Source organism: Microcystis sp. M_QC_C_20170808_M3Col, from assembly GCF_007095505.1.
GTDB lineage: Bacteria > Cyanobacteriota > Cyanobacteriia > Cyanobacteriales > Microcystaceae > Microcystis.
The window spans coordinates 1-11,651 of record NZ_SFBY01000422.1 but is presented as its reverse complement, the minus strand read 5'-3'; the positions used below and the strand labels follow the sequence as shown (position 1 = coordinate 11,651).

Genomic DNA, 11,651 nt, shown 5'->3' with positions numbered 1-11,651 from the left:
TCTTTGTAGTCTTCTTGTTCATCCCGGTCAGCTTTAGAAGGAAGAGAACCCACTTTTAAACATTTCATTCCCATTGATTTCAAGAATTTCCTTACTTGGGTGGGACTTCGTTTTATTCCCGTCAATTCTTCTATTCTATATACAGCTTCATTTATTGTGGCTGGTGGATTTTTCTCGAAATATTTTTTGAGCGTTTCTCTTTGAGACTCTAATTCACTTTTAGGGCGATAGAAGTTGATTTCTTTTAATTTTTCTATTCCGCCCTCTTGATAATCTCGAAGATAAGTTAATAAGGTATTTGGCGAGATTCCTGCTAACTGACAAATTTTTGGGTGCGATATTTTTTGACTCTTTAGCCAAAGAACTTCCATCTTCAGTTGAACCCGGGGATGGGGATGATGAAATCTTTCATAATACAGTGAGTTTTTTTCTTCTTCCGTGAATTCTAGGTTAATCATGTTTTCAATGAGTGCTTTGCTTCTAATTATGACCCTTAAACTATATTATTGTCTTTGAGTAAAAAATGCAAGTTATAGCCGTGCAAAGTATAACACCGCTACTCACACCACCTGTTCGGGGACTAGAAGGAATGGCCAACGCTTCAGCAAGGGCAATTGAACCCTCGCCAATTTTGTTGGATGGACCAACATCTGCACAAATCGCATTGACAATCTTGCCGTTTTTACCATTAAAAACCACGGCAAGATACCCCAGTTTTGCCCCGGCACTGCCACCACCGGGGAGAACAATATAGGGTATCCGAGTAGAACCAACATAGCGACTGGGATCAGTTTTTGCCCTAGTTCCATCCTGTAAAGCTGTCATAGAGACAAAATAACCTTGATAGGGTCTAGAGGGTTGCTCATAAGCTCGATTAGGATTTTGAGGGTCAGGGACAAGAATATTCTTCCACCAAGACGTATTTGGATAACCGGCATTTTTCAGATCATCTAAGCCAATATTGTCTGGGTGATAAGCATTAGGCGCACCATCGGCATCAATACTCATTTTTGATTGATAGAAAAAAGCGGTTTGTCCTGAATTTGCCAAACAGAATGACCGCCAATTTCAAAGAGTTTCGTTCTTGGTTCACAGCTTATGGGAGACGCTTTAATTTCTAAAGTAATCTTTTCACTAGCAACAGAATGATTATCTTGATCAAATCCTCTCGCTTCAATTTGACGTTGGCCGTTGTCAGTAAAACGATAAGAGACTGACCAATTGCCATTAGAAACTAAGCTATTACCGAAGTGCCACTTACTTTAAACGGTCGGCCCATGGGCATTGTTAGAATACGGAACTAAAGATTCGACAGATTGAAACCACGATTTAAAGGATAAATACCCGGTGGCAACCAAAATCCTTCGGTATAGCCATTCTCCCATTGCATATAAACGTGATCGAAGAAATCGAGGTTTTCAGCATGAAGGTCTTTAATTTGCCATTTAGGCCCGTTTATTCCGGTTTCGTGTTTGCCCTGTTGATCATCCCAATAATTCTCTGGGTTGGGAAATTGAGTCCGTTTTGCTCCATCTTTGGTGATGTAATAAATGTGATCCGATTGATCCTGATTATTTCGAGGCCATCTTGCTCCAATTGCCCCACGAGGTGCTAGGTAATCTTTTTTCAGAAAGTAGAGAAAACCGAGACGACGCAGTTTTGTCTCAACGCCTGTAACTTGAACATTATCAATTAAACAGGGGTCTTGGAAAAGTGCTTTGACGGTGGCTAATCCTAACTTTTCAGCCAGATATTTCATCACACAGGAGACAGAATAAGCGCAGGGTGCAAGATGAATACCGTATTGATCTTTTTTTTGTTCAACTAATTCGTTTAGTTTGTTTCGACCTTCCTCCGTTGCTTCCATAAAGGTTTCTTTGGACTGAAGAATGGGCAGTATTCCTTGTTCAAATAACCGGCATCCTTCGGCATCAGTTAACCTGTGATCTGTCGGCAGAGACTGGGTGTGTTGGAGGTTTTTGTAAGCATCTAAAACTAAACCCCCATAAATAGTTTTAGCATAATCCATGAGGGGTGAAGGGTCTGCCACATGAATCAGAATGCTAGTTTCTTCTTTATTTTGATTGGTTTGAGTGTGAGCGATAGCGGTAATTTTGCGATCACCAGGATTCGTGAATCCTGAATAAGTAATCGACCAAGAACCGTCTGTTTTAACCTGACCACTGCCCAAGGGATATTTGTCATCTGCTTTGAGTTCTACAGTGACTATTCCAGAATTTACTTTGCCTGTAAAAGTAACAGGTTTTAGACATTCAAAGCGAGCATGATTGGTAGGATTGATAATTTGTAGGGAAGTCATGGTATTTCTCCTATGGGATTGTTGAAAAATTTACTGTTAGACGAATTGATCGCCCAATGAAGGATTAAAAGCGATCGCTTCCAGATCAGTACGATAGATACCAACTTTATGAATTTCCTCTGGTAATCTTGGCCAGATGTGGACTTCACTCTCAAAAGTGCGCCAAAATTGCGGGGTAATTCGGAAGACTCGGTTATTAACAAGGGGAAGTCCGGTAAAATGTTCCTGCATTCTGGTATTAACTTGCCGATTTAAGACCTCAAAGACTTTTTTGACCGTAGCAGGATTATCATATCCGTCGTAATGATTGAAAGTGATTCCTGTTTGATTTTTTAGCTGATTACAGAAGCTTTTAGGTTCTTCGGGTCGTTGAACTTCTTTATAGCCATTAGCAAAAACATCATGAGCAATTGCCTCTAGGTAAAGTTGTCTTTGAGCGGCGGGATTTTTAGCGTAGAAAATAATTTTTGCCACCGCCAAAGTTGAGCCAACACAATTGCCAAATGTTCCCCAGCTACCAAAGGCCAATAAATCATCATAAGGTAACACAGAAGTGGCATTCCAAGCCCCATTAAAAAGTCGGCCATCAATGATAACTAATTTAGCGCGCTGCTCGGAAGAATAGTTCTTATATTGAGCCAGAAATTGCTCATCTAACTGGGCTTGTTCCTGGTCGTCTTTTTGATAATCATCAATACTACCATTTTGACGACGAGTTAGGATAGCGACCTCGAAATCCCAATTAGTTTCTGATTCCTCTAAACCAACTGCTTGTAATTTTTCAGTCACAAGTTCTCGTGGTGGTCGTCGCCCGTCGTACCACATTTCAGTCTTCTTATTAGAGATGCGGACACGCACTTTAGTTTTAGGAAGAGTTTGAGCGATTCCCATTGCTACTAATTCATCTGCTCCCCAAGTAATTGGCTGTTTGAGATCCGAGAGATTATACTTATCCAGAAGATTGTATAATCTTGTTTGCATTGTTTCTCGCACATCTTTGGATGAATGTTTTTGAGAATCTCCCATCGCACAAACGACAGCTGAGATTTTTCGATTCATCGACTGTAATAGACGGATAGATTGTTCGAGTCTCCACAACTCTTTGTCGTGTCTTTCTTTTGCCCAATCTGGATAAGGAGTTGAATCCGGTTGAGGAGGACCGACACCAACAAAAGATTGGACAATAACCGCTTTTTCAAATTGAGAAATAGTGGGGAGATAGTCTTCAGGATATTGTACCAATCGTTCTGCAATAATGAACGCTGTATCCTTGACCCGAAGCAGTGTAATCAGTTGTCTAACTAAAGAATCTGTTTGTCTTCTTGGACTAAGAACGTAAACAGGGCAAATCCGTTCAGAGCGGTTGTCTTGTCCATTAGGGGGAATCCCCACTCCATCTCCATCTTGTTCTGTTGGTCGGTGATACACCTTAAATTGAGACAGCTTAATGTCTTGTAATATCTTGGCCACAGGGTCATTACTTTTAATTTCGACATGGGGAATATAAGCGAACCATTTCGTCATCTGATTAACAGGGGTTGTTAATTCTAATTCCCAGTGGTTATTGGCGGCAGATTTGTAATCATTAATCTCAAGTTTATCTCCTGCTGTCAAGGAAAATTTTTGAGTATGGTCGGTAATCTGGCTACTATCTAGGGTAGATTGTTTGATAACAGTATTGACTAGAGCTTTCAGTTTTTGGGTAGTCATCATTTTTTCTCCTTTTTGGCCTGATTCTGGACAGGTTACTTTAACAAAAGCATACGGTTCACAAATAGGATATTTTCCCTTTGTCAAGTTAAGGAAGTTACAGTGAGTTGGATGCTATCTCGATTATTGCCATAGGCGATGATCACATCGTTAGCAAAGCAGTAAAGCCGTCCTGTTTTTGGGGCTGTAAACTGTTTATTTGTGCCAATGAGGAACAAACTATCTTGATCTTTATCAATTGAACCAATGAGTGAAAACCAAGCTGAATTAGGCATTCGTCGTAGTCCTTCACATAGTTTCAGAAAGAAATTAGGACTTTCATAACCATCAGCATTAGAGGTAATTGTCCAGTCTGTCCATTGACCTGTTGCTTGAAAATGATATTCTTGTCCAGCGACAAGATTAATTCCTGTATCGTTCCAGATTAGTTTTGAGTCTATGGTTACAGGGAGATTTTTGTTTTGCATTATCTTTCCTCCTTTTCTATGAAGGTTGTGAGATTTGAGATCACACTAAATAATTAGCTTAATGAAATGGCTCTGGTATTTTGTTGACATCAATCCAAATTTCAAATTGTTTTTTAGGGAGATTAGGATAATTTTCTGATAGATCATGGGTAACAAAACATCCTTCTGGTTTTTCAGTACAATATTTTTGGTTAAGAGTTACTTGTAGCTCATTAGCTAACGCTTCTTCATCTGTATGGAAGTACCGAATATCTCCATATTTGCCAGAAGGAGACTTATATCCTGCAATAAATTCTATCCCTGGAGCATTCCATTTCTCTGATAATGTTTCTCTGAATTTATCAATATCTTCCTTCTTGTTTTGATTGTTGTATTGAATAAAAACTAACCCTTTTTTTTCATCTTTAGCTTGTTCTACTGTGTTTAGTAAAGCACTCACAAAAGCATTATTTTTTTCCAGATCAGACTTATCTATTGATTTTGATTCTTCACTTATATTTGGATTAGGATCGGTTTTACTTCCTGGTGTTTGCGCTATTTTGGATTCCACTTCTTTTGCTTTTTCGGCATCTAGTGCTTTAATGATTTTCAGAGCTTTTTGTGAAATCGGGATATTTTTTTCTTGAGAGGTAAGATTGGTTTCAAGAATTGTCTCTGAAACGTCTATCAACATATCTCGGTGTTTGGGCAGTTTTTCCTCAAGAATATACAAGGAATACAGCATACTCAGTGCAATTTCTCGATTTTCCGCATTAGAAGCTAAGTGATCGATGGTAGTTTCAAAAAATTTAGCATCCTCTAGTTTTTGATTAACACTATTAAGGTTCAAATTGATGAAAACATTTGAGACTGCAATGATCAAAAGCATTATTGTATTAACACTATCAACCCGATTCCAAGTAATTTCTGAGCGATTTTTATTGATTTCAGAAATCTCTTTATCTTTAGAAGAAAGATTAGTGTTCATGGTTTTAACCTCTACTCAATATGAAAAATGAAAAGACAATTAAACGGAATTATTATCTATTTCTATTTTGCCAATCCTGTTTGACCATGTTGTCAGAAGGCAATTGAATAATAATTGCTTCAAATTTTTGACGCTCTGATGAGTTACCAATGCCGAGTCCAAAATCAATTAATCGTAATGACATTTGACGATTTAATGAAGATTGCTGTTTTAAAATTGAGAGCAAAAAATTCGGGTTTTGGTTAGCAAAATTGGTAATGGATTCGGCATAAATTTCCGCACTTGCCCCATCCATTGCACCAGACATTTTAATGAGGGTTTCTGCGGCCATGCGATCACCTTGTATCGCCTTTTTACCTAAATGATTCATGGTAGGATATCCCACTTTATATAAAAGGTCATGGGCTTTATCGCAAGAAACTTTGCCGATTTGGTTGCCCGTAACCCAACCTTGAAAAGGTGAATTCATTTGCCACCAACCTTGACGTTTTATTGTCAGAGAAAGAGAAAATCCAGTTGGTAATGTACCAACAATATTATTTTTTTGAACCCTAGGAACAGAACGCACATTGACATAACCATCCGAAGCGGTAACAGCAAACTGTTCACACTGTTCTGCGTGCAGAGGGTTAATCACCACACTTACGAATAAGGCTGATGCCAGTAAAAGTTTGTACATTGTTCGTGAGTAAATCACCGAATCAAAAAAGAGTAGGGCGACCACTTGAAATTTAACTATGATCACCCTTGAGTGAGTTATTATTGAGGTTGAGGACAAGTTCCTAGACCCCAATCTACATATAGATCACGGGGATTAGTATCTCGTAGCCAACTAACTAATTTTTTGTAGTCAGCAATATCGTAGATACCAAGGCAACCTGCCGTTCCTGGACAGGGACCATGACAATATTTTCCATTCCAATCAATATGGATTTCAATAGCACTTCGCCCTGTGGAATTCGGTCTGACATATTTGATAGGGATAGTAACTGGACCCAGACCATTACTAAAAACAGTCGGTCCATATTTATCTTTGCCACCTGCCCAGAGAATGTCATTAATGTACCATTTGCCTTCAGGCAGCGGTTCCATGGAACCCGATACACTTTGAGGACCTGTACGGAATAGTTGTTTACTCCGTTGTCCAGAGCAAACTTTAAGATGATCTTTTACCTGTCCATTCTTGATATATTCCAAAATGAGAATATATAAACCATCACCGTCTTTCTGGTTAGTTTTAGTCAGTCGGAGATAACTTCCGAGAGCAGGTTGAGGAGTAGGTGGGGGTGTTGTTTCTTCTCCCCACAATTTAGCCCAAGTTTTTGGTCCGACTTTCCCATCTGCTTCGGAGTGACCAAAAACGTCAGCTTGGAATTTTCTGACCGCCTCATCCGTGCCACTGCCAAAGATACCATCCAATTCTTTCTGGTAATAGCCTAAATCTTTTAAGCGTTCCTGCATTTCTCGGATATCATGGCCTGGAGCATCTTCATCACTCATGCCTTTGAGTAACAGTCCTCGATTTAATTGAGGTGGATTTTCCACTTGAGAAAGGGTTTGATTACGACCTGCGAATAAAACTTGTGCTGCTTGCGGAATAGGACTCCCCGGTTCAGCAAGATGAAAATTCCGAGCATTAGGATATTGTTGCAACAGATCGATCAAATCATCTTTAAAATTGGTTTCTAGTTTGACAACCTCTACCACTTGTTGATCATTGTAGGCAACAACTACCGTATTTCCCCCATCTAAATATCCTTTCAACCAAGTTACAGAATGTTCAGGAGAGACTTCAAGCTCAATAGGAGTTCCAAAACTATCATTTTTACGGAATAAAGCTTCCTCATCTTTACGGCGATTTGTTAACCCCTCAAGTACAACTTTTACTCCGTTAACTGTTGCTTTATTCCAACGTTTAAATTCATTGGCAGCCCCCTCATAATCCTTGTCATTCAGTTTACGTCGTAAGGTACTGTCTTGAAAAGCTCCAATGCCTACGTTATAAGCAAAGGAAACTAAAGCGTCAAACTGATTTTGATTTAGATCAACATTTACCAATTTATCCACAGCCTTGGCCTTTTCCTCACATTCATGGACAAGGAAGCCTTCCGCTTGTTGATCAGTAATCTTATCCCCTTGTTTCACAGGTCGTCCATCAGGATAGCAAGTTGTTCCAATTCCAATCGTCCAAACGCCAGCTGGACACTTATAAGCGGTAAGCTTGCAACCTTCCCACTTTTTGATCAGATCAATACAGTTCTGTGATACTTTCATGGCAAATCCTCCTAATTAGGTCAGATTATGAGTGTTTATGTAAGTAAAGTGAAAGCGACATTTTTGAGGCAGCGAAGTGCTAAACAGAGACTATTTCCTATTTCGGGAGCATCTCACCTTTGTAACCCCTAAATCAGGTTTTTATGTCAAGCTATTTTGAAAGCCTTGCTAGAAACCAGTTCTAGGGATAAGTATAATTACTCACTTGCATAAATGAGATGCTCCCCCTATTTACTATTTCTTTCTTTCTGAAAGCACCAAGCTCTTTCTCAAGAATCATTTGAATTTCGCGAATAGCAGGTTCATAGGGTGGATTAAGATTCAGGTCTGTCCAGCGATTTTTAACACTTTCATGTAAATTGCTAACATCCCCTTCAAACTGACGAGGTGCTGTTCCCGCTACATTAAATGGCCATTTTGACGTATTATCAAAACTCGCACTACAATTGGGATGAACTTCATGTTGAATATAACTTTTATCTAAGGCCAAACCCAAGGCTTCGACTTGTTCCATCATCCACAATAAAGCTCCATCGGATAGGCCAGATTCTTCCTGAGAACCTCCACCAACACAACCATGACCCCCTGGAAACCAAACCTGAACCACTTGTTCTTTTTGTTGTCTGATGTGGGTAGAATGGGGACGGATTAGTGTTACATCAAATACTTTACGAATTTCATCAATGGCAACTGCATGAAACGCCTTTTCAATTGTAGGATTGATGGTCGAATCATAAAAGCGATAACGTTCGTTGAACTTTTCATCCAAGTGCAGAGAATGAACGATATCGGGGATACCTAAAGAAGCAACCGTATCCCAACAGCATAAGGCTTTAATGGGAACTCGTCGTCCATACTGATTACGGAAATCAATGGCATTTTTACCGTTAGGTGCGTTATTTGGGTCTTGTTTTTCTCGGTAAATTTCGTAGGCTTTGGGGATTTGTCGGATAAATTCTCGATACAACAAACCACAATTATAAATTAACCCAGCTAAACAGCGTACAGTGTAAGCTCCCCGACTAAACCCAAAGAGATAAATTTCATCTTCAGGTTGATAGTTTAAGCACAGAAAACGATAGGCATCCTCAATCTTATGATCCATGCCAATGCCTAAAGCACCTCCAGCAATTTTAATTAAAGTATCAGTTACCTCGGCATTAGATTGTTTTGTCCCAATCCCTTCGTCATAGTAGATGATTTGACGGATGGGGTTGCCCTTACTATCATCAAGTGGTGTGATAGCTTGCACCATTTTGACAACATTGGTAGGATAACCTTGTCCTAAATCTTGCCAAGTTCCATCACAACAAACAATAAGACGGCTTTTCATAGCGATGAACCTCCTAGGTTTCTTAAAACTCGCCAGTTTATGGAATATTTGAGGATTCTAGTGAATCATGACTCAAAATTATCGAGATTTTCCTTAAGGTAAAATTTCCGCAAGACTCAACCAAGACAAAGGAAGTTCTAACTCTGTTCGGAAGTGATATAGATGAGTTAGATAGCTGGCGTGACTAGGTAAAATTAGATGCGGTATTTATACTTACTACTTTAGATCGTCTATCAGAACTTGCTGCCCTAAAGACGGCAAATTAATACATTTCTTTAGATTTATGTATATAAGTTTACAGAATATTGTTGAGCTATTTATTAATAAAAAAAGTTGAGTTTGATTGCAAACCATCTTAATACCTAAGCTCGCCAACCTGAACTTTAGCCGATTCTCGATCGCAATTTTAGCCCACCCTAGCACTGCGCTCTTTTCCTTGGGAGGATTTTTACCAAGAAAAATGATCTGTCTGCCTGAGAACAGGCTATAGTAATCATCAAACCCTCAGTGAAAAACTTCCCGTGTCTTCAGTATTCCGTCTTCGTCCCTATTTTTCCCCCGCTCTGCAGCGTCGAGTCATCAAAACTCTCGCGGCAAAAAAAAACCGTCAACTCTTGACATGGGCGGCAGCTTGTGCTAGTTTTTTGATCCTCTGGGCGTGGAATTGGCAGTTAGTTTTGGCCACTTTAACCGGGGTGGGGGCGATGATCGGAGTTTACCATCTCCAGGGTCAAAACTGGCGCTCGCTGTGGCTGTGGGGGCGTGCTTTTTTCAGTGCCGATAGCGGTAAGTTAACTTTAGCGGTAGTCTGTGGCGGTTTGGGCAGTTTAGCCACCTATCTCGCTCTGGCAATTTGGACTTATGCCGAAAATCGCTGGTTGGCCCTGGCCTCAATTTTGCAAGGATTTGGCACGGTTTTGACTTTAATCCTGCTAGGATGGCATTTTCTCGACCATCGCGGTCAAAATGAGTCAAAAAACTTTGATCGCTGGTTAGAAAAATTAACAGTCAATGATCCCTTAATGCGCTTAATGGCAGTCCGACGTTTAAGTGAAATGCAACTTTCCCCCAGTCGTCGAGAACAATGCCAAGAATACTTCCGTTATCTTCTCTCGCGAGAAACCGATACGCAAGTGCGATCGGCTTTACTCGATAATTTTGCCAGCAAAGAAGCAACCAAACCGCAACCTCTACAAATGCCGCTATCGGTGAGAAAATCCGTCCTCAAATCAGTGAACAGTAAACAGTGAAATGAAAACTCACATCTGATACTAAATCCGTTAAGTATAGGCTACTTATGAGGAGAGGCAAAAGGGAGAATAAATAATCAGTTTTTAATAACCGGATTTAGTATTATAACTGATAACTGATAACTGAATGCTACCCCACCATGAAGATAACTGCTATAGTTAAAGCTAAGGCTAAATGCTGACTGCTAGAGGCTGAATACGATATTTTTTTTACACCAAAGTTAACTCGCGCTCCTCGATATTTTGGAACATCAGCGTACTCAGATAACGTTCCCCGAAACTAGGCTGAATCACCACAATTAATTTACCCTCATTTTCCGGTCGTTGGGCCAATTGAATCGCCGCACAAAGATTAGCACCGGAAGAAATCCCTGAAAGCAAACCTTCTTCTTTTGCCAGACGACGACCAAATTGAAAAGCTTCCTCATCACTGACAGTAATTACCTCATCAATCAGATCTGTGCGTAAAACTTCCGGAATAAAACCCGCACCGATACCTTGAATTTTATGGGGACCGGGATTACCACCAGAAATCACTGGACTATTGAAAGGTTCCACCGCGACTACTTGAAAACTAGGTTTACGGGGTTTAATTGCCTCAGCGACTCCCGTAATCGTGCCTCCAGTACCCACACCTGCAACAATAAAATCTACCTGTCCCTCCGTATCTTGCCAAATTTCCTCAGCAGTGGTGAGACGGTGAATTTCTGGGTTAGAAGGGTTGCGAAATTGTTGCAACATATAAGCGCTGGGGATACTATCAACGATTTCCTGAGCGCGTAAAATTGCCCCTTTCATACCTTGGGAACCGGGGGTAAGTTCTAGGGTAGCACCGTAGGCTTTTAACATCGCCCGGCGCTCTAAACTCATCGTTTCCGGCATAGTTAAAATTAAGCGATAACCCTTAGCTGCCGCAGTCATCGCTAGGGCAATTCCCGTATTGCCAGAAGTGGGTTCCACTAAAACCGTGGTTTCTGGATTGATTAAACCCGCTTTTTCGGCGCTATTAATCATGTGAGTGCCAATCCGGTCTTTGACGGAAGCAGCGGGATTCATCCCTTCTAATTTCATCACAATTCGGCCAAGACAGCCCTCCGCTTGGGGAATCCGATTCAATTGTACTAAAGGTGTGCGGCCAACCAATTCGGTAACATCGTGAGCGATACGCATGATATTTTCTCGGTCTAGGTGATTCGTGTGCTTAGTTATAGCGTTGACACTCCCCGCTCTAAAGAGACGGGGATTCTTGGTTCACAGAGATTACTTGCTTAGACAGAATTGCTTCTGAAAAAGTAGAGGTATTCTCTCCCCAAGCGTTTATTGGATCTAG

11 protein-coding genes are annotated in these 11,651 nt (G+C 40.4%); 1 reads left to right on the top strand and 10 read right to left on the bottom strand.

Features of this window, described 5'->3' with window-relative positions; translation table 11 throughout:
* The 9 genes from EWV84_RS19495 to EWV84_RS19455 all read right to left on the bottom strand — a co-directional run.
* Positions 1–458: helix-turn-helix domain-containing protein (locus tag EWV84_RS19495; protein WP_287079478.1), on the bottom strand; the 458-nt coding region annotated here is incomplete at its 3' end.
* Positions 459–498: 40 nt separating this feature from the next.
* The gene (locus tag EWV84_RS19490; RefSeq protein WP_287079476.1) at positions 499–1,050 is read right to left on the bottom strand and encodes a glycoside hydrolase family 75 protein; all 552 of its coding nucleotides are present in this window, start codon (positions 1,048–1,050) and stop codon (positions 499–501) included.
* 250 nt (positions 1,051–1,300) lie between these two features.
* A complete protein-coding gene (locus EWV84_RS19485) occupies positions 1,301–2,320 on the bottom strand; it encodes a hypothetical protein (RefSeq protein ID WP_287079474.1) in 1,020 nt (339 codons plus the stop codon).
* 36 nt (positions 2,321–2,356) lie between these two features.
* Positions 2,357–4,033: a DUF4127 family protein gene (locus tag EWV84_RS19480; protein WP_287079471.1), complete on the bottom strand. Its 1,677-nt coding sequence runs from the start codon at positions 4,031–4,033 to the stop codon at positions 2,357–2,359.
* Between the two features lie 80 nt (positions 4,034–4,113).
* Positions 4,114–4,497 (bottom strand): hypothetical protein, encoded by a 384-nt coding sequence (locus EWV84_RS19475; protein ID WP_287079468.1) that lies wholly within the window; start codon positions 4,495–4,497, stop codon positions 4,114–4,116.
* Between the two features lie 58 nt (positions 4,498–4,555).
* Entirely contained in the window at positions 4,556–5,464 is a 909-nt protein-coding gene (locus EWV84_RS19470) for a hypothetical protein (protein ID WP_287079466.1), read from the bottom strand.
* A 52-nt stretch (positions 5,465–5,516) separates the two neighbouring features.
* A complete protein-coding gene (locus EWV84_RS19465) occupies positions 5,517–6,143 on the bottom strand; it encodes an SH3 domain-containing protein (protein ID WP_287079464.1) in 627 nt (208 codons plus the stop codon).
* Between the two features lie 80 nt (positions 6,144–6,223).
* The gene (locus tag EWV84_RS19460; RefSeq protein WP_287079460.1) at positions 6,224–7,738 is read right to left on the bottom strand and encodes a glycoside hydrolase family protein; all 1,515 of its coding nucleotides are present in this window, start codon (positions 7,736–7,738) and stop codon (positions 6,224–6,226) included.
* 181 nt (positions 7,739–7,919) lie between these two features.
* Entirely contained in the window at positions 7,920–9,071 is a 1,152-nt protein-coding gene (locus EWV84_RS19455) for a T6SS phospholipase effector Tle1-like catalytic domain-containing protein (protein WP_287079458.1), read from the bottom strand.
* Positions 9,072–9,592: 521 nt separating this feature from the next.
* On the opposite strand from EWV84_RS19455, the gene EWV84_RS19450 reads away from it, so the two are divergent.
* Complete coding sequence (locus tag EWV84_RS19450) at positions 9,593–10,321, top strand: hypothetical protein (RefSeq protein ID WP_287079457.1); 729 nt, start codon at positions 9,593–9,595, stop codon at positions 10,319–10,321.
* A gap of 210 nt (positions 10,322–10,531) precedes the next feature.
* Here the strand turns inward: EWV84_RS19450 and cysK are convergent, their stop codons facing one another.
* Positions 10,532–11,491 carry a cysteine synthase A gene (gene cysK, locus EWV84_RS19445; RefSeq protein WP_286825478.1) on the bottom strand — a complete coding sequence of 320 codons (960 nt, stop codon included), beginning with the start codon at positions 11,489–11,491 and terminating at the stop codon, positions 10,532–10,534.
* Positions 11,492–11,651 lie beyond the last annotated feature (160 nt).

Bases quoted from the DNA above. Each gene is read 5' to 3' on its own strand.
- EWV84_RS19485 (WP_287079474.1), bottom strand. From the start codon at position 2,320: ATGACTTCCCTACAAATTATCAATCCTACCAATCATGCTCGCTTTGAA.
- EWV84_RS19480 (WP_287079471.1), bottom strand. From the start codon at position 4,033: ATGATGACTACCCAAAAACTGAAAGCTCTAGTCAATACTGTTATCAAA.
- EWV84_RS19475 (WP_287079468.1), bottom strand. From the start codon at position 4,497: ATGCAAAACAAAAATCTCCCTGTAACCATAGACTCAAAACTAATCTGG.
- EWV84_RS19470 (WP_287079466.1), bottom strand. From the start codon at position 5,464: ATGAACACTAATCTTTCTTCTAAAGATAAAGAGATTTCTGAAATCAAT.
- EWV84_RS19465 (WP_287079464.1), bottom strand. From the start codon at position 6,143: ATGTACAAACTTTTACTGGCATCAGCCTTATTCGTAAGTGTGGTGATT.
- EWV84_RS19460 (WP_287079460.1), bottom strand. From the start codon at position 7,738: ATGAAAGTATCACAGAACTGTATTGATCTGATCAAAAAGTGGGAAGGT.
- EWV84_RS19455 (WP_287079458.1), bottom strand. From the start codon at position 9,071: ATGAAAAGCCGTCTTATTGTTTGTTGTGATGGAACTTGGCAAGATTTA.
- cysK (WP_286825478.1), bottom strand. From the start codon at position 11,491: ATGCGTATCGCTCACGATGTTACCGAATTGGTTGGCCGCACACCTTTA.